Origin of the sequence: Bradyrhizobium sp. U87765 SZCCT0048 (assembly GCF_018131225.1) — a bacterium.
Classification (GTDB): Bacteria; Pseudomonadota; Alphaproteobacteria; order Rhizobiales; family Xanthobacteraceae; genus Bradyrhizobium_A.
In genome coordinates this window covers 62,668-80,753 of record NZ_JAFCMM010000006.1, presented here as the reverse complement: position 1 = coordinate 80,753, position 18,086 = coordinate 62,668, and the positions used below count along the sequence as shown (strand labels likewise).

The 18,086-nt window shown below is 68.9% G+C and carries 16 protein-coding genes; 6 read left to right on the top strand and 10 right to left on the bottom strand.

Annotation, left to right across the window (positions count from 1 at the left end):
- Nucleotides 1–158: 158 nt before the first annotated feature.
- The 3 genes from fdhF to JQ639_RS30520 all read right to left on the bottom strand — a co-directional run bounded on the left by fdhF (nucleotide 159) and on the right by JQ639_RS30520 (nucleotide 4,987).
- Entirely contained in the window at nucleotides 159–2,945 is a 2,787-nt protein-coding gene (gene fdhF, locus JQ639_RS30530; RefSeq protein ID WP_211963429.1) for a formate dehydrogenase subunit alpha, read from the bottom strand.
- The gene (locus JQ639_RS30525) at nucleotides 2,942–4,663 is read right to left on the bottom strand and encodes an NADH-ubiquinone oxidoreductase-F iron-sulfur binding region domain-containing protein (RefSeq protein WP_211965009.1); all 1,722 of its coding nucleotides are present in this window, start codon (nucleotides 4,661–4,663) and stop codon (nucleotides 2,942–2,944) included. Before JQ639_RS30525 ends, fdhF begins: the two co-directional genes overlap by 4 nt.
- Nucleotides 4,664–4,762: 99 nt before the next feature.
- A complete protein-coding gene (locus JQ639_RS30520; protein ID WP_211963426.1) occupies nucleotides 4,763–4,987 on the bottom strand; it encodes a hypothetical protein in 225 nt (74 codons plus the stop codon).
- On the opposite strand from JQ639_RS30520, the gene JQ639_RS30515 reads away from it, so the two are divergent.
- The 3 genes from JQ639_RS30515 to JQ639_RS30505 all read left to right on the top strand — a co-directional run bounded on the left by JQ639_RS30515 (nucleotide 4,986) and on the right by JQ639_RS30505 (nucleotide 6,214).
- Nucleotides 4,986–5,561 carry an HdeD family acid-resistance protein gene (locus JQ639_RS30515; RefSeq protein WP_211963424.1) on the top strand — a complete coding sequence of 192 codons (576 nt, stop codon included), beginning with the start codon at nucleotides 4,986–4,988 and terminating at the stop codon, nucleotides 5,559–5,561. The genes JQ639_RS30520 and JQ639_RS30515 overlap by 2 nt on opposite strands.
- 39 nt (nucleotides 5,562–5,600) lie before the next feature.
- Nucleotides 5,601–5,822, top strand: a complete 222-nt coding sequence (locus JQ639_RS30510; RefSeq protein ID WP_211963422.1) for a LapA family protein — start codon at nucleotides 5,601–5,603, stop codon at nucleotides 5,820–5,822.
- A 125-nt stretch (nucleotides 5,823–5,947) separates the two neighbouring features.
- Nucleotides 5,948–6,214, top strand: a complete 267-nt coding sequence (locus JQ639_RS30505; protein ID WP_211963420.1) for a PilZ domain-containing protein — start codon at nucleotides 5,948–5,950, stop codon at nucleotides 6,212–6,214.
- A gap of 119 nt (nucleotides 6,215–6,333) precedes the next feature.
- Here JQ639_RS30505 and JQ639_RS30500 read toward each other — a convergent pair whose 3' ends face one another.
- From JQ639_RS30500 to JQ639_RS30490, 3 genes are read right to left on the bottom strand one after another with little or no spacing between them, the layout of a single operon-like run.
- On the bottom strand, nucleotides 6,334–7,260 hold the full coding sequence (locus JQ639_RS30500) for an efflux RND transporter periplasmic adaptor subunit (protein WP_249122861.1): 927 nt from the start codon (nucleotides 7,258–7,260) through the stop codon (nucleotides 6,334–6,336).
- Nucleotides 7,260–7,454 (bottom strand): DUF1656 domain-containing protein, encoded by a 195-nt coding sequence (locus JQ639_RS30495; protein ID WP_211963414.1) that lies wholly within the window; start codon nucleotides 7,452–7,454, stop codon nucleotides 7,260–7,262. Before JQ639_RS30495 ends, JQ639_RS30500 begins: the two co-directional genes overlap by 1 nt.
- Nucleotides 7,448–9,571 carry an FUSC family protein gene (locus tag JQ639_RS30490; RefSeq protein WP_211963412.1) on the bottom strand — a complete coding sequence of 708 codons (2,124 nt, stop codon included), beginning with the start codon at nucleotides 9,569–9,571 and terminating at the stop codon, nucleotides 7,448–7,450. The genes JQ639_RS30495 and JQ639_RS30490 overlap by 7 nt, the downstream gene beginning before the upstream one ends.
- A gap of 127 nt (nucleotides 9,572–9,698) precedes the next feature.
- Between JQ639_RS30490 and JQ639_RS30485 the strand changes: the two genes are divergently transcribed.
- A complete protein-coding gene (locus JQ639_RS30485) occupies nucleotides 9,699–10,436 on the top strand; it encodes a FadR/GntR family transcriptional regulator (RefSeq protein ID WP_211963410.1) in 738 nt (245 codons plus the stop codon).
- Between the two features lie 90 nt (nucleotides 10,437–10,526).
- Here JQ639_RS30485 and JQ639_RS30480 read toward each other — a convergent pair whose 3' ends face one another.
- From JQ639_RS30480 to JQ639_RS30465, 4 genes are read right to left on the bottom strand one after another with little or no spacing between them, the layout of a single operon-like run.
- A complete protein-coding gene (locus tag JQ639_RS30480; RefSeq protein ID WP_211963408.1) occupies nucleotides 10,527–11,678 on the bottom strand; it encodes an ABC transporter substrate-binding protein in 1,152 nt (383 codons plus the stop codon).
- Nucleotides 11,679–11,703: 25 nt separating this feature from the next.
- Nucleotides 11,704–12,426, bottom strand: coding sequence for an ABC transporter ATP-binding protein (locus tag JQ639_RS30475; RefSeq protein WP_211963405.1), 723 nt, complete (start codon nucleotides 12,424–12,426; stop codon nucleotides 11,704–11,706).
- Complete coding sequence (locus tag JQ639_RS30470) at nucleotides 12,423–14,204, bottom strand: branched-chain amino acid ABC transporter ATP-binding protein/permease (protein ID WP_249122860.1); 1,782 nt, start codon at nucleotides 14,202–14,204, stop codon at nucleotides 12,423–12,425. The genes JQ639_RS30475 and JQ639_RS30470 overlap by 4 nt, the downstream gene beginning before the upstream one ends.
- On the bottom strand, nucleotides 14,204–15,241 hold the full coding sequence (locus JQ639_RS30465) for a branched-chain amino acid ABC transporter permease (RefSeq protein ID WP_211963403.1): 1,038 nt from the start codon (nucleotides 15,239–15,241) through the stop codon (nucleotides 14,204–14,206). The genes JQ639_RS30470 and JQ639_RS30465 overlap by 1 nt, the downstream gene beginning before the upstream one ends.
- 182 nt (nucleotides 15,242–15,423) lie before the next feature.
- On the opposite strand from JQ639_RS30465, the gene JQ639_RS30460 reads away from it, so the two are divergent.
- Complete coding sequence (locus JQ639_RS30460) at nucleotides 15,424–16,272, top strand: helix-turn-helix transcriptional regulator (protein WP_211963401.1); 849 nt, start codon at nucleotides 15,424–15,426, stop codon at nucleotides 16,270–16,272.
- A gap of 615 nt (nucleotides 16,273–16,887) precedes the next feature.
- Entirely contained in the window at nucleotides 16,888–18,057 is a 1,170-nt protein-coding gene (locus JQ639_RS30455) for a cytochrome P450 (protein WP_211963399.1), read from the top strand.
- Nucleotides 18,058–18,086 lie beyond the last annotated feature (29 nt).

The following is an 18,086-nucleotide window of genomic DNA, read 5'->3' as shown; positions in this document are numbered from 1 at the left end:
ACTCCATCCCATCCCCTCACGGTGAGGAGCGCGGCACGCGCGTCTCGAACCCTGAGGCCCGGAACAGGCCGCAACCGCGGAGGCCTCATCCTTCGAGACGGCGCGAGGCGCCTCCTCAGGATGAGGAAAAAGAGCGTGCACCCGCACAGGAGACGCCCCTACTCCGCCGCGCTGCGCATCGGCACGCGTTCGGCGCGCACCGCGCAGAACTTGAACTCCGGGATCTTGCCGAACGGATCAAGCGCCGGATTGGTCAGCAGGTTCGCCGCCGCCTCCGCGTAGCAGAACGGCATGAACACCATGTTCTCGGGCACGTCGCGGTCGGAGCGCACCTTGATCTCGACGGCGCCGCGGCGCGTTTCCAGGCGAATGAAATCGCCCGGCGCGATGTTCATGCGCCGCATGTCCTTCGGCGTCATGAACGCCACCGCCTCCGGCTCGATCTGGTCGAGCACGCCGGCGCGGCGGGTCATCGAGCCGGTGTGCCAGTGCTCAAGCACGCGGCCGGTCGACAGCACCATCGGATACTCGGCGTCGGGCAACTCGTCGGGCGGGATGACATGCGCCGGCACGATCTTGCCGCGGCCGGTCGCGGTCGGGAAACCGGTGGTGAAGATGATCTCGTTGCCGGGCCTGTCGGGATCGTCGACCGGATAGGTCACCGCGCCCTCGCGCACGAGGCGGTCCCAGGTGATGTTCTTCAGCGACGGCATCACCTGCGTCATCTCGGTGAACACATCGGCCGGCCCGGCATAGTGCCAGTCGAGGCCCATGCGGCGGGCGATCTCCTGGATGATCCACAGATCCTGGCGCGCCTCGCCCGGCGGTTCGATCACCTGGCGGGCGAGCTGCACGCGGCGGTCGGTGTTGGTGAAGGTGCCGTCCTTCTCGGCGAACGCCGAGGCCGGCAGGATCACATCGGCGTGGAACGCGGTCTCGGTCACGAACAGATCCTGCACCACGAGATGGTCGAGCATGGCGAGCGCCTCGCGCGCATGCTGCAGGTCCGGGTCGGACATCGCCGGGTTCTCGCCCTCGATGTACATGCCCTTGATCTGGCCGTCGTGGATCGCGTTCATGATCTCGACCACGGTCAGGCCACGCACCGGATCGAGCTCCTGCTGCCACAGATGTTCGAACGGCGCGCGCAGGTCGGTGCGGCCGACCGGCTGGTAGTCCGGAAGAAACATCGGAATGAGACCGGCGTCGGAGGCCCCCTGCACGTTGTTCTGGCCACGCAGCGGATGCAGGCCGGTGCCGGGCCGGCCCACCTGCCCCGTGGTCAGCGCCAGCGCGATCAGGCAGCGCGCGTTGTCCGTGCCGTGGACATGCTGGCTGATGCCCATGCCCCAGAAGATGATCGAGGCGCGCGAGGTGGCATAGAGTCGCGCGACCTCCTTCAGCGTCTCGGCGGGCACGCCGCAGATCGCCTCCATCTTCTCCGGCGGGAAATCCTTGATGCGCTCCTTCAGCTCATCGAAGCCTTCGGTGTAGCCGGCGATGTACTGCTCGTCGGTGAGGCCCTCGGTGATGATGGTGTGCAGCATCGCGTTGAGCATCGCGACATCGCTGCCGGGCTTGAACTGCAGATGCGTGTGGGCGTGACGTGACAACGTCTGGCGGCGCGGGTCCGCGACCACGAGCTTCGCGCCGCGCTTGGCCGCGTTCTTGATGTAGGTCGCCGCCACCGGATGGTTGACCGTCGGGTTGGCGCCGATCACCAGGATGAACTCGGCGTCCATGGCAGCGGCGAACGGCGCCGACACCGCGCCGGAGTTCAGCCCCTCCATCAGCGCCGCGACCGACGACGCGTGGCACAGCCGCGTGCAGTGGTCGACGTTGTTGGAGCCGAAGCCGGTGCGCACCAGCTTCTGGAACAGGTAGGCCTCTTCATTCGAGCCCTTGGCCGAGCCAAAGCCGGCGAGCGCCTTGACGCCCTGCTCGTCGTGAATTCTGACAAGGCCCCTCGCCGCCATGTCCAGCGCCTCATCCCACGTCGCCTCGCGGAAGTGGGTGAAGGGATTGGCCGGATCGACCTGGTCGTTGGCGTTCTTCGGCGCGTTCGGCAGCCGCACCAGCGGCTTGGTCAGGCGGTGCGGATGATGGATATAGTCGAAGCCGAAGCGGCCCTTGACGCAGAGACGGTTGTGGTTGGCGGGTCCGTCGCGACCCTCGGCATAGATCACCTTCTCGTCCTTGACCTGATATGTCACCTGGCAGCCGACGCCGCAGAACGGGCAAAGCGAGTCGACGGTGCGGTCGGCATAGACCGCACGGGTCTGCTGGTCGTCGAGCAGCGCGGAGGGCATCAGCGCGCCGGTCGGACAGGCCTGCACGCATTCGCCACAGGCGACACAGGTGGATTCGCCCATCGGATCGTCGAAGTCGAACACGATCTTGGCGTCGTGGTTGCGGTAGGCCATGCCGATGACGTCGTTGACCTGCACCTCGCGGCAGGCGCGCACGCACAGGCCGCACTGGATGCAGGCGTCGAGATTGACCCGCATCGCCGGGTGGCTGGCGTCGCCGCTCCAGCGCTCCGCCGCCGGGAATCGGCTTTCGGTGACGCCGACCTTGTCGGCCCAGTGCCAGAACTTCGAATCCGGATCATGGGCGGTCTCGCGCGCCGGCTGGTCGGCGACGAGGAGCTCCATCACCATCTTCTGCGCGGCGACCGCACGTTTGCTCGCGGTCGTCACCTTCATGCCGACCGCCGGGGTGCGCTTGCACGACGCCGCCAGCACACGCTCGCCCTCGATCTCCACCATGCAGGCGCGGCAGTTGCCGTCGGCGCGGTAGTCCGGCTGCGGCGAGTAGCAGAGATGCGGAATCTCCGTGCCCAGGCGCTTGGCGACCTGCCAGATGGTCTCGCCCATCGCCGCCTCGACCTTGTGGCCGTCGAGCTCGAAGGCAATGACCGGGGGTGTGTTCGGAGCCTTGCTCATTCGGCGGCCTCCCTGGGCGCGAATTCATCCGGAAAATACTTGATGACGGTGGTCAGCGGATTCGACGCCGCCTGGCCGAGGCCGCAGATCGAGGCATCGCGCATCGCCTGGCTCAGCTCCTCGAGCAGATCGCGGTCCCAGACGCGCTGTTCCATCAACAGCGCCGCTTTCTGCGTGCCGACACGGCACGGCGTGCACTGGCCGCAGCTCTCGTCCTCGAAGAACTTCATCAGGTTGAGCGCGGCGGCCCTCACATCGTCCTTGTCGGAGAGGATGACGATCGCCGCCGAGCCGATGAAGCAGCCGTATTTTTCAAGCGTGCCGAAATCGAGAGGAATGTCGGCCATCGACGCCGGCAGGATGCCGCCGGACGCGCCGCCCGGCAGGTAGGCGCGAAAGCTGTGTCCGTCCGCCATGCCGCCGCAGAACTCATCGATCAGCTCGCGCACGGTGATGCCTGCGGGCGCGAGCTTCATGCCGGGCTCCCTGACCCGCCCCGACACCGAAAAGCTGCGCAGGCCCTTGCGCTCGTTGCGGCCGTGGGACGTCCACCACGCCGCGCCCTTCTCGACGAGATCGCGCACCCAGAACAACGTCTCGACATTGTTGATCAGCGTCGGCCGGCCGAACAGGCCGACTTGAAACGGATACGGCGGCTTGTGCCGCGGCAGGCCGCGCTTGCCCTCGATGCTCTCCAGCAGCGAGGATTCCTCGCCGCAGATATAGGCGCCGGCGCCGCGCCGCATGTGCAGCGCGGGGCCCCCGGGCAGATGCTGCCGCAGCAGCGCGATTTCGCGCTCCAGAATGGCGCGCGCCGCGGGATATTCGTCGCGCAGGTAGATGTAGACGTCGGCCGCTTCCACCACATGGGCGGCGATCAGCATGCCCTCGAGAAAGCGATGCGGATCGGTTTCGAGATAGTAGCGGTCCTTGATGGTGCCGGGTTCGCCCTCGTCGCCATTGATCGCCATCAGGCGCGGTCCGGGCTCGCCGAGCACCGCACGCCACTTGCGCCCCGTGGGAAAGCCGGCGCCGCCGAGGCCGCGCAGGCTGGCATCGTCGAGCACCTTGAGCACGTCGTCGCGGGACAGCGTTCCCGCGCGCAGCCGCCGCAAGACCTGATAGCCGCCGCCAGCGACAGAGGCGTCGTAACCGATCGCCGCGGGCAGATGGGCGTGGGTGTCGCCCGCCTTCGCCGCGGCGAGCACACTGGCCACCGTCGCATGGTCGATGAAGTTGTGACCGACCTCGGCCGCGGGCGCGGTGTCGCAGCGGCCGACGCAGGGCGCGCGCACCACCCGCACGCCCGGACCGGCGCTGCGCTGCAACTGGCGCAGCAGTTCCTCGCCGCCGAGCATGGCGCAGGTCAGCGAGTCGCAGACGCGAATAGTGAGCGGCGGGATCGCCGGATCGCCCTCCTTCACCACGTCGAAATGGGCATAGAACGTCGCGGTCTCGAACACCTCGGCGAATGACAGCCGCATCTCGTCGGCCAGTGCCGCAAGGTGCGCCGCGGAAATCTGATGAAACGTGTCCTGGATCAGATGGAGATGCTCGATCAGCAGATCGCGCCGCCGCGGCCGCTCGCCGAGCAGCTCCGCGATCTCGTGCGCGGCCTGCGGATCGACCTGGCGACCCTTCGGCGTCGCCTTCGCCCGCCGCCGCCCCTCGCCGGGATGGTCGAAGGCTCGGACTTGGTGAACGTCATGACTGCTCATCGGATTGGCCCATCCCGACAACGATTTGAGCGATTCTAAACATTGGCATGCCAGATGCCAAGCGCCATTTCGCCTCATCTCCGGCGCGCCGTCCCGACCTCAGCTTAACGCACCATCGGCCTCGCGCGATCCGCGGCGGTGAGCCGACGATGCGACGCAAGCGCGCGGCTGCATCATGGTGCCGCCCGGCCGGCCGCCTTGATCCAGCGCATCGCGCCCCCCGTCGGCCTCAAGAAAAATGCCTGTCGTCGATCCGGCAGGTTGGTTAGTCTCGAACGGGTTTGCAGACGAAGATCCCGGATCATTCAACTCGGAGAACGTCATGAGCACCACCGCCGACAATCTCAAACCGAACGACCTGCGTGCCGGGATCGCGCCGCTGCGCGCCAAATGGGGCTGGATCGTCGCCCTCGGCGTCGTCTATCTCGTCACCGGCTTCATCGCGCTCGGCAGCGTGGTGATGGCGACCGTCGCCAGCGTCATCGTCGTCGGCGCGATGATGATCGTCGCCGGCGTCGCCGAGGTGATCGGCGCCTTCCAGTTCAAGAGCTGGGGCAAGTTCCTGCTGTGGGCGCTGCTCGGCGTCCTCTATGTCGTCGCCGGCTTCGTCACCTTCGAGAATCCGCTGCTCGCCGCCGCACTGCTGACGCTGATCCTCGGCGCATCGCTCGTCGCCTCCGGCGTGATGCGTATCGTGCTCGCTTTCGGCATGAAGGACCAGAAGCCGTGGGGCTGGGTCGCGGTCTCCGGCATCATCACCGCGGTGCTCGGCGTTTTGATCCTCGCGCGCTGGCCGGTGTCGAGCCTCTATATTCTCGGCATGTTCCTCGGCATCGACCTGATCATCGCCGGCGCCGGCTGGGTCAGCCTCGGCCTCGGCCTGCGCCGCCATCACTGAACGAACGACAGCATCCGCCATCATCGGGAAGGAGCGCGCATGCGCTGGGTCCATCTGTGCGTCATCGCGCTGTTCGCGCTCGTGACCATCGTGTTCGCGTTCCAGAACCTGATGCTGGTGACGATGTCGTTCCTCGGCTTCAGCGCGCGGCTGCCGCTCGCGGTCCTGGTGATCGTGATCTATCTGCTGGGCGCTGTGACCGGCGGCAGCGTGCTGGCGCTGCTGCATCGCTCCTATCTCGGCTCGCGCGGCGAGCCCTGAGCAGAACGGCCGGAACCATCATGGTAAACGGGGTCTTAATTGGTATCCCGCCCTGGTGGCAATTGCTTCAAATTTTCCGCAAGTGTTGTCCGCTATCACAAGGCTCTGGCAACGGAGCAGTGAACATGGCAACCAACCGCAAGGAAGCTCGCAAGAAGCGGGTGAAGACCGACCACGACGCCTGGATGATGCTCGACGGCGGTTTCGCCCGGCGCAAGTGCACGGTGCTCGACCTGTCGAACGGCGGCGCGCGTATCCGGGTGCACGACACCAATCCCGTGAGCGGCAAGGTCCGCCTCGCGTTCTCCCGCGATGTCCGCAAGGTCACCCATTGCCGCCTGGTGTGGCGCGACGAATCGATCATCGGCCTAGAATTCATGGTGCCCGTCTAGTCTCCGGCGGCTGCTCCCGCGCGCCCTGCACGTCCACGTGCGGGGCATACTCCGATCCTCCGCCCCTTCCGCATCCCTCCCGCACTCGCCGCGCCACAAGCGTGGCGCGCGCGTGCGCGTCACATCACCGCGTGCAGCCACGACACGAGGCGGCCGCGCGCATGCGGCGCGCCGTCATGCGGCCGGATCGCGACACTGCAGGTCATGCCGGCTGCAAGCTGCACGCCGTGTGGCACGTCATCGATGTGGATGCGCACGGGAATGCGCTGCGCCAGCCGCACCCAGCTGAACACCGGATTGACGCTCGGCAGGCCGAGATGATCGGGGCTGTCGTTGGCGTCGGCGATGCCATGACCGATGCTCTCGACATGGCCGCGCACCGGCGCGTCGTTGCCCATCAGCCGAATCTCGGCGACATCGCCGACGCCAATGCCGCGCAGCTTGGTCTCCTCGAAATAGCCGGTGATCCAGAAGCTGTCGGCATCGAGCACGGCGAGCTTGCGAACGCCGGCGGTGGCGTAATCGCCCGGCCGCATGCGCAGGTTGGTGACGAAGCCATCGACCGGCGCCCGCACGGTGGCGCGCGCAAGGTTGAGCCGCGCGAGATCGCGCGCCGCGCGCGCCCGACGGGCATCGGCGTCGGCGACGGCGGCGGCGCCGGTGGTCTGTTCGAGATCCTCCGCCGACACCACGCCGCTCTGGAGACGCCGGCGACGATCGGCGATCGCGGCCTTCAGGATCGCCTGCCGCTCCCTCGCATCGAGATCGGCTTCGGCATCATCGAGCGCGAGGCGAAAGCGCTCGGGATCGATGACATAGAGCACGTCGCCGCGGCGGACACGCTGGTTGTCGGCGACGCGCACCTCCGCCACGGTGCCGGAGACCTCCGGCGCGACCTGCACCACCTCGGCGCTGACGCGGCCGTCGCGCGTCCACGGCGACAGCACGTATTCGCGCCACAGCAACGCGACCAGCGCGCACGTCGCGGCGGTCATGGCAAGGGTGAGGAGAATGCGGACGAGCGGTCTTGCGGAGCCGATTTTCATCAGAACAACAACAGCAGCAGGGTGAGAAGCGAAAGCGACAGGCCGAATTCAAACAGCGCCGGATGCCACACCCGTCGCAGCACGCCGAGGCGGACGAGACCATGGCGCAGCAGCAGGAACAGCGGCACGGTGGCGCAGGCGTAGACCAGGAACGGCGGCAGGTAGACGCCGGCGATGTTGACTTCGCTCAGCATCGGCGATCTCCGGCGAGAGGTGTCGGCGCTCCACGGCCGCCATCGGCGAGCGCGGCGATCTCGTGGAACGCCATGATCAGGCGGTGGCGCGCAGCGGCCATGCCGGACGGCGTCGCCGCAGCGAGATCGGCGGCGATGCGGCGCGCCGCGTCCGCCGGCGCGGCATCCCGCGCCAGCTCCGCCAGCCCGTCGATCGCGCGCCGACAGGCCTGCGGATCGACGGCGGCGCCAGCACGAATGCGCTGGGCCGCGCGCCCGAGATGCAGCGCGTCCTGCACCTGCGCCATCAGCGCCGCGGCCCCCGGCGCGCCCCTGAGCAGCAAGGCGATGCGCGCCAGGCGGTGGTGCTGCAGATGGGCAAAGGCGATGCGGTCGGTTGCAGCGGCGCGCCTCAGCAGCGCGCGGGCATCGGTGACGGCCGCAGTTGCGATGCGCTGCGCTTCGCGGGCGGGATCGCGCGGCAGCAGGACGCGGAAGGCGAGCAGCGTGACGAACACCGCGACCAGCCAGCCGGCGGCCTGGTTGAGACAGGCGGCGAGATCGAAGATCATGGGATTGCCGGCGCCGACCAGGGTGTTGAAGGCGACGAGATAGGCGAGCCCGGCCGGCGCGTAGCGGGGAATGGTGGTCGTGTAGAGTCCCGCCGCCCAGAACGGCGCCAGCGCGACGATCAGCAGCGCAAAGCCGTCGACGCGCGGCAGCACGACGAAGGCGCAGACGATCGCCGCCGGCACGGCAACAATGGTGCCCTTGATGAATTCGACCGCGCCGGCGGCGGGATTGCCGGTCATCGCCAGCAGCACGGTATAGGGCGCGAGCACCAGCAGCATCAGCGGACCGCCGTTCCAGCCGGTGGCGATCCACAGCGCGCCGGCGAGCACGATCGCGAGCATCGCCCGCGCGCCGTTGTCGAGCGCGCCGCGCAGGTCGCGATGAAACGGCACGGCACGGCGGCGCGAGCGCGGCGCCGGCGCGCCCTGCAGCACGGCCAGCCCGTCGAGCGCGGCGAGATAGTCGGCGACCGCCTCACTGATGCGCTCGGCCGCGACAAGGGCGGCCGCGTCGTCGCCGTCCTCAGCCTGCGCCGTCAAGCGCATGAGATCGGCGCGCGCGGTGACCAGCACGAGGCGCGCGGCGGCAACGCCCGTGGGACCCGCGGTGAGCGCGCCCACCGCGCCCGCCATCGCAGCACCGGCACAGGCGCGCGCGGCGGCGACAGGTGACGGCTCTGCATCCGACCGGCACGGCAGCGTGGCGGCCGCAGCGAGCGCGGCGATCAGCGCGGCCGCGCCCTCGCGCACCGCACCGGCACGCCCGGCGACATCGGCTGATTCCGCCGCGGCGAGCGCGAGGAGATCGTCGACGGCGACGATGTCGGCGCCGAGCCCGGACGGCGCATCGTCCCCGACGCCATCCTCCTGGCGCGACAGCCGCGCCAGCAGCACGCGGCCGACCTCGGCCGACAGCTGCGAAAGGCGCGCCGCGAGCCGCGCCCGCGTGCTCCGCGGCGACAGCAGCGCGGTGACGACGCCGGCGCAGACCACGCCCAGCACCACGGTCGCGACGCGGCCGAGGGTGTGGTCAAGCGTGAGGTCCGGCGCTTCCAGCGCGCCATAGGTGGCAAGGCCGATGGTGTAGCCGGCGACCGCCGCGCCCGAGGCGCGGAAGTGACGCAGCAGCGTCGCCGCGGCGGCGCACAGGCCGAGCCACGCACCGAAGCCAAGCAGGAACAGCGCCGGCATCTGGGCGAACAGCGCCATCAGCGCGATGGCAATCACGGCGCCGGCCAGCGTGCCGATGGCGCGCCATGTCCCCTTGGCCAGCACCGCGCCATGGTTGGGATTGGCGATCAGCAGCACCGTGGACGCCGCCGAATACGGCGTCTCCAGTTCAAGAAGGTAGGCGAGCCCGAGCGCTAGCGCCGCCGCCAGCACCGAGCGGCCGACATAGGCCCACTGCGGGGTGAACAGGTCGATCGCCCGGCCATGGCGCTCGACGACAGCGACGGCCCGCGCACTGAAACGGCGCATGGCGATCAGGGCCGCGGCGGGCGTCGCCGCCCGTCCGCTGATCCCGTCCCGCAGCAGCAATTCCGGGCGCGACGGCGCCCGCTCCAACCCGACTCTCGACATCGCCCTGGGTTTTGTCTTTTATGATGGGATCATCCTATGTTTAGTTTCGCGCCCAAGTCAACCCGAACGCCCTGAGGTGGGATGATCCCCTCAATCGTGATACGGAACCGCCATGACCCCACCGCCCGCCTCGCCGCCGGATCAGCCGCCGGGATTGTCTCCGGCCCTGCCGCAGGTTCCCCGCCGCTCGCTGGTGGAATCGGCGATCGACCTGATCCGCTCCCAGGTGGAGAGCGGTGTCTGGAAGGTCGGCGAGCGCATTCCCAAGGAAGCCGAGCTCGCGGAGATGCTGCAGGTCGGCCGCAACACCGTGCGCGAGGCGGTGCGGGTGCTGTCCCATGCACGGATGCTGGAGGTGCGCCAGGGCGACGGCACCTATGTGCGCTCCAGCGTCGATCCCGCGGAGATCATGCGCCGTGTCAGCCGCGCCAGCCTGCGCGACCACTTCGAGCTGCGCGTGGTGCTGGAGACTGAGGCGGCGCGCCTCGCCGCGACGCGCGCGACGGCGGAGGATCTCCTGCGGCTGCAGCAGACGCTCGATGCCCGCAACGCGATCTCGAAGGACGATGATTTCGACGCCTTCGTCACCAGCGACATCGCCTTCCATGTCGCGGTGGCGCGGGCTGCCCACAACAGCGCGCTGGAGGAATTGTATCGCTACTTCTCGACGGCGGTGTTGCTCAACGTGCGCTCATCGCTGATCGAGCACAACCTCCCCGAACCCGACGCCGCCGACCATGCCGCGATCGTCACCGCCATCGTGCAGCGCGATCCCGACCGCGCCGCCGACGCCGCGCGCGCCGTGCTGGCGCCGGCGATCGCGGCACTGACGCGCATGATCGAAGACTGACGGAGCGCGACCTGACGTTTGATCGACGTGATCCGTCACCCTTCGAGGCCCGGCTCTGCCGGGCACCTCGGGAAGAGGGATTACGCCGCCCTACTTCACCAGACGAAAACGCCCGCCCTCGACCTTGATGATGAACGCCGAGCGCTGATCGTAGCCGTTGTGGTCGGTCGGGCTCATGTTGGCGAGGCCGTTGTTGAGGTAGACGTCCCTGCTCTGCTCGAGGCCGTCGCGCAGCGCGGCGCGGAATTCGGCGCTGCCCGGCTTGCCGGCCTTGAGCGCCGCCGGCAACGCATTCGCGACCAGTTGCATGGAGTCGAAGACATGGGCGCCGAAGATCACCGGCGGCTGGTTCTGACTCTTGCGATAGGCCTCGATATAGGCCGCGGTCACCTTGTGGAACGGGCTCGACGGATCGAGATCTTCGGCGACGGTGTAGGCCTCGCCGGCGAAGATCGCGCCTTCGACATCCTTGCCGCCGAGCTTGATGAAGTCGTCGGTGGCGACGCCATGGGTCTGGTAGATCGGCCCCTTGTAGCCGCGCTCGCGCAGCGCCTTCTGCGGCAGCACCGCCGGCGTGCCGGCGGCGGCGATGAACACCGCGTCGGGCTTGGCCGAGAGGATCTTGAGCACCTGGCCGGTGACGCTGGCGTCGCCGCGGGCATATACCTCCTTGCCGGCGATGGTGACGCCGAGCCTGGGCGCGAGCTCCGCCAGCACCTTGTAGTAGCCCTCGCCATAGGCGTCCGAGAAGCCGATGAAACCGATGGTCTTTGCACCGGACTTCGCGATGTAGGTCAGCATCGCCGTCGCCATGATGTCGTCGTTGGGCACCACCTTGAACACCCAGCGCCGCTTGTCGTCGACAGGCGCCACCAGCACATTGGAGGCTGCCATGGTGAGGAGCGGCGTGCGGCTCTCCGCTGCGATATCGAGCAGCGGCAGCGACACCGGCGTCAGCGACGAGCCCAAGAGGACGTCGACCTTCTCGTCGAGCACCAGCTTGCGGGCGTTCTGCGCCGCCTTGGTCGGATCGGACTCGTCGTCGAGCGCGATATACGTCACCTTCTCGCCGCCGATGTCCCTCGGCAGCGCCGCCACCGCCTTCATCTGCGGCTGGCCGAGCGCCGCGCCCGGGCCGGACGCGCTCACCGTGACGCCGACCTTGATATCGGCCTGCGCCGCGCTGACGCCAAGCAGCAGCGCCGCCGCCGCCAGCCATCCCGTCCGCCCGTTCCTGCCCATTGTCATCCTCCCCTGTTTGTTGTCTTCAGTAAGCGTTCTTGCCGAAGCCGAGATAGCTCTCCACCAGCCGCTGGTCGGCGGCGATCTCCGCCGGCGTGCCCTGCGCGGTGACGCGGCCCAGTTCCATGACGTAGGCATGGTCGGCGATCTTGAGCGCCGCGCGGGCGTTCTGCTCGACCAGCAGGATCGAGACGCCGGCCTCGCGCAAGGCGACGAGAATGTCGAAGACGTCGCGGATGATGCGCGGCGCAAGCCCAAGGCTCGGCTCGTCGAGCATCAGCAGCTTCGGCCGCGCCATCAGCGCCCGGCCCATCGCCAGCATCTGGCGCTCGCCGCCGGACAGCGTGCCGGCGAGCTGGCGATGACGCTCGCGCAGCCGCGGGAAGCGCTCCAGCACCTCGGCCAGCGTGTCGGCGCGCTCGGCGCGCGAGCGGCGGAAGCCGCCGAGCAGCAGATTGTCGGCAACGCTCATGTCGGCGAACAGCTCGCGACGCTCCGGCACCAGCGCCAAGCCGCGGCCGACGCGCTGTTCCAGCGGCTGCGCCGCGACATCGGCACCGTCGAACGCAACCGCACCGCGCCCCGGCATCAGGCCGATCAGCGCATTGAGCAGCGTGGTCTTGCCGGCGCCATTGGCGCCGATCACCGTAACGAGGCTGCCGCGCGGGACCGCGAGCGACACGCCGTGCACCACCGTCACCGCGCCATAGCCGACATGAAGGTCGTCGACCGCGAGCAGCGTGCTCATTCGACGCCTCCGAGATAGGCCTCGATCACCCGCGGGTTGCCGCTGATGGCCCCGGCGTCGCCCTCGGCGATGCGGGTGCCGAAATCGAGCACGACGAGATGGTCGGCAAGGCTCATGACGAAGTCCATGTCGTGCTCGACCAGCAGCACGCTGATGCCCTCCTGGCGCAGCTCGCGTAAGAGCCGCGCCAGCGCCTTCTTCTCGCCGACGCGCAGGCCGGCGGCCGGCTCGTCGAGCAGCAGCACCAGCGGATCGAGGGCGAGCGCGCGGGCGATCTCGACAAGGCGCAACTGACCCAGCGACAGCGCGCCGGCCGGCACGGCCGCGACATCGGTGAGCCCTGTGCGCTCGAGCGCGCGGGATGCGGTCTCGAACAGCACGACCTCCTCCTTGCGATCGAGGCCGAGCACGGCGGCGACCATGCCGGCGCGGCCGCGCAGATGGGCGCCGAGCATGACGTTCTCGATCACGCTCATCTCCGGCGCCACGGCGGCATGCTGGAACGAGCGGCCGACGCCGAGCCGCGCCATCTGCTGCGGCGTCGGCGCCCTGAGCGGCGCGCCACGGAACAGCACCTCGCCGGCGGTGGGCGCCAGCACGCCGGTGATGAGGTTGAAGGTGGTGCTCTTGCCGGCGCCGTTGGGGCCGATCAGGCCGACAATGCGTCCGGCCGGCACCGTGAAGCCGACATCGTTGACGGCGATGAGCCCACCGAATGCCTTGCGCAGGGCCCGCACCTCGATCAGCGGCGTGTCGCGCTCGGGACGCGCGCGATGGCCGGCGGTGACGACGCCGCCAGCGGTGCCGAAGTCCGGCGGCTGCGGCGGCCCGGCAAAGCGGCTCCACAGCCCGTCGCTGGCGTTGCGCAGCAGCAGCACCAGCACCGCGCCGAACACGATGGTCTCGTAGTTGCCGGTGCTGCCGATCACGAGCGGCAGCCATGACTGCAACTGGTCGCGCAGCACGATCACCAGTGTGGCGCCGAGCAGCGCGCCGGGAATGCGGCCGGCGCCGCCGAGCACGGCCATCAGCAGATACTCGGTGCCGGCGGTGATGCCGAACGGCCCCGGCGACACCGAACGCTGGAAATGGGCGTAGAGCCAGCCGGCGACGCCGGCGAGCAGCGCGGCGTAGACGAACACGCCGAGCTTGACGGTGGCCGGCTGAATGCCGAACGCCGCGCCCGCCAGCGTATCGTCACGCAGCGCGCGCACCGCGCGCCCCATGCGGCCGCGCAAGAGATTGCGCGTCGCCACCACCGCCAGCGCGACCGCGACAAACACCACGACGAAGTAGTCGCGCGTGCCGGTCAGCGCGTGCTCGCCGATGCGCAGCGGCGGGATGCCGGACAGGCCGTCATGGCCGCCGAGGCCCTCGATGTTGGCGAACAGGTAGTAGAACGAGATGCCCCAGGCGATGGTGCCGAGCGGCAGATAGTGGCCAGACAGCCGCACCGTGACCGCGCCGATCAGCAGCGCACAGGCCATGGTGACGGCGACGGCAACCGGCAGCGTCAGCCACGGCGACCAGCCGAACTGCGTCGTCAGCACGGCGCTGGTGTAGGCGCCGAAGCCGACGAACGCCGCCTGGCCGAACGACGTCATGCCGCCGACGCCGGTGAGGATGACAAGGCCGAGCGCGACCAGGCTGGCGATGCCGATATCGGTCATCAGCGCGACGCCATAGTCCGAGACGAGGCCGCTGAACGGCAACACCAGCACCACGAGCGCGGCCGCGAGCTCGACGATCCGGCCGTGACGTTGCATCAGGCGGCGCATCAGTTGTGCCCTCCGCCCGGCGCGCGGGCCAGCGAGCGCCACATCAGCACCGGGATGATCAGGCTGAACACCAGCACCTCCTTGAAGGCGCTGGCCCAGAACGAGAACAGCGCCTCGGCGATGCCGACGCCGAGCGCCGCCAGCACGGTCAGCGGATAGTTGACAAGGCCGCCGAGAATGGCGGCGACAAACCCCTTGAGGCCGATCAGGAAGCCGCTGTCGTAATACACCGTCATCAGCGGCCCGATCAGCACGCCGGACACCGCGCCGAGGCCGGCCGCCATGGCGAACGCGATCTGGCCGGAAAGCCCGGTCGGGATGCCCGACAGCCGCGCACCGACGCGGTTGGAGGCGCAGGCGCGCAGCGCCTTGCCGAACAGCGAAAGGCGGAAGAACGCGCCGACCACCGCGAGCAGCACGACGGTCACGAGCAGCACCACGAGGCTCTGCCCGGAGACGACCAGCGTGCCGACATCGAACGATTGCGCGGCCAGCGCCGTAGTGCCGACACCTTCAGGCCCGAAGAATACCAGGCCAAGGCCCATCAGCGAAAAGTGCACGCCGAACGCGGCGATCAGCAGCACCAGCACGCTGGAGGTGGCGATGGGATCGAAGGCGATGCGGTAGAGCATCGGCCCCATCGGCAGGATCAGCACCACGGTGAGCGCGCCCGCCGCGACCGGACCGATCTTCAAGGGCGCGAGCAGCAGCGTCAGCGCCACCAGCGCGGCCGGCAGCGCAAGGTCGGCGAGCAGGATGCGAACGAGCCGCCGCGGCGTGATCTCGCGCCGGTGCAGCACCAGTTCGGACACCGCGGCAAGGCCGCCGAGGGCGAGCAGCAGCCACACCGTCCCAGGCAGACGACCGTTCTCCAGCGCCGCGGCAGTCAGCGCCGCGAACGCGACGAACTCGCCCTGCGGAATCAGGATGACCCGGGTGACGGCGAACACCAGCACCAGCGCGAGCGCCACCAGCGCATAGACCGCACCGTTGATGATGCCGTCCTGCATCAGGAACAGGAAGATGGTGGCGTCCACGTTGGCGGCGTCTCCCCTTGCCCGCGCGGCGGCGCGGGGACCCCAAACCTACGCCGCGGCCCCGGCGAGCGTCTGTCCCTAGGGATTGCGACAAGACAGACCGGCGGGAGGCCACCTCGGCGCTTCCGAGGCCGCCGCCTTGCTGCTAGGATTCGGGAAAACAAGACGTTTGGGAGGAGACCATGGCAGGGCGACCGGCCATCGACGGCATCTCGCGCGGCGCCCGCGCGGCCGACGACATCACGCGGACCGACATCACCAGCGCCGTGCTCGCCATCGGGCGGCCGGCGTTTCCGCAAGCCCTGATCGGCGCGCTGCGACGCGTCGCCGGCGTCGGCCACTGCATGGTGTTCTCGTTTGCCGGCGAGCGCTCGGCGCGCTGCCTGCTCGACATCGGCAACATCCCGACCGGCGGCGATCTCGGCGTCGCCTACTCCCAGCATTTCCACCAGGCCGATCCCAACCGCGACGCCATCTTCGGCGGCCAGGCGGCGCCGACCCCGATCGTGCTGCCGACCTTCGCCCGGCGCATGTACGACGACAGCTACCGCAAGCTGTTCTTCGAGGACTCCGACATCGTCGACAAATTCGCGACCGCGATCTGGGTCGGCGACACCTGCTTCTATGTCAATTTCTACCGCATCACGGCGCAAGGCCGCTTCAGCCGCGCCCAGACCGAGCGGCTGCGCCGCGTCGCGCCGGCGGTGAGCGCGGCGGTGGCGCGGCATTTCGATGCCGCGGAGATGCCGGCGGCCATCGACGCCTCGCCGGCACCGGACGCCCGCGGCAGCCTCGCCGCGCTGTTCGCCCATGACGCGACCTTCGAGGCGCTGACCGGGCGCGAGAAGGAGGTGTGCCTGCGCATCCTGTCCGGCTACAGCTCGGAAGCGATCTCCGCCGACCTCGACATCAGCATCCACTCCACCCTGACCTACCGCAAGCGCGCCTACGACAAGCTCAGGATCTCGTCGCAGAACGAATTGTTCGGCATCGTGCTGCAGCTGCTGACGGCGGAGCGGCGGCTGAACTGAGGGGGCGTTCGCGACACGCCGCGCCCCGACGTCTCCCCTCATCCTGAGGAGCAAGCGTAGCTTGCGTATCGAAGGATGAGGCCCGTGCGGCAACGCCTCGGCCTCATGGTTCGAGACGCCCGGCGATGCCGGGCTCCTCACCATGAGGGGGAATGCAATGCTTCCCGGCCGAATGCTCCGCCGGCGCGCCCCGCACTCGGCGTCATGCGCGGGCAGCGCGATCCGTCTTCGACGGATCGCCAGGACTAAGGTCACCCGCGCATCCAGCTTTCTTTCGGCCTACGTCACACCATCAAGCTGGATCACCCGGTCACGGCGCTGCGCGCCGGCCCGGTGATGACGCAGAATGAGACAACAGTCGGTCCTGCGAGGTTGATCACGCTAAACCTTTCCCCTCATCCTGAGGAGCAGGCGCAGCCTGCGTCTCGAAGGATGAGGCCCCGCGGTGAAGCGCCTCGGCCTCTTGGTTCGAGACGGCGCTAAAGCGCCTCCTCACCATGAGGGGCAACCTTGTTCGCCGGAAGATCAGATCGCCAGCCCCCCTGTCCCAACGGCAGGGGACAGACGCCCGCGCCGCCGCGGCCTATCGTCGGGGACCATACCGAGAGGGCCTCCGTGAGCACCGCACCGCGCTTCGACATCGACGTTCCCGCGTTCTGGGCCGATCCCTACCCGACGCTGAAGCGGCTGCGGGCGGAGGCGCCGATCGCGTTCATTCCGCAGCTCGGCAGCACGGTGTTCACCCATCGCGACGACATCTTCGTGTCCGAGAAACAGATCGACGTGTTCAGTTCGCACCAGCCCGACGGGCTGATGAACAGGCTGATGGGCCACAACATGATGCGCAAGGACGGCGAGGCACACCTCGCCGAGCGCAAGATGGTCTTCCCGGCGGTGTCGCCGAAGACGGTGAAGGCGCACTGGACCGCCCAGTTCCAGGGCCATGCCGATCGCATCATCGATGCCCTCGATCCGCGGCAGGACATCGACTTCGTGCGCGATTTCGCGCTGCCGTTCTCGGCCGAGTGCCTGAAGTCGATCACCGGCCTCGTCAACATGCGCTTCCAGGACATGAACGCGTGGTCGCAGGCGATGATCGACGGCATCGCCAACTACACCGGCGATCCCGCCGTCGAGGCGCGCTGCCACGCCGCCACCGCCGGCATCGACGCGGCGATCGACGAACGCCTGCCGGCGCTGCAGGCGGCGCCGGACCTCAGCCTGCTCGGCGTCAGTCTCGCCGCCGGCATGCCGATGGACAGCGTGCGCGCCAACATCAAGCTTGCGATCAGCGGCGGCCAGAACGAGCCGCGCGACGCCGTCGCCGGCACGGTGTGGGCGCTGCTGACCCATCCCGACCAGCTGGCGCTGGCGCAGGCGGGCGAAGTGTCGTGGCTGCAGACCTTCGAGGAGTATGCGCGCTGGATCTCGCCGATCGGCATGTCGCCGCGGCGGGTGGCGAAGCCCTGGCGGATCCGCGAGGTCGAATTCGCCCCGGACGACCGGGTGTTCTTCATGTTCGGCTCGGCCAACCGCGACGAGCGCCATTTCGACAATGGCGAGGCCTTCGACGTGCGCCGCGACGCCGGCAAGAGCATCGCCTTCGGCGCCGGGCCGCACTTCTGCGCCGGCGCCTTCGCTTCGCGCGCCATGGTCGCCGATGTCGCGTTGCCGACCGTGTTCGCGCGGCTGAAAAACCTGCGCCTCGTCGACCGCGAACCCGTACGCATTGGCGGCTGGGCGTTCCGCGGCCTGCTCAACCTGCCGGTGACGTGGGACGCCTGAGAGGCGCGGCTGGCGCTTCGGCAAACAAA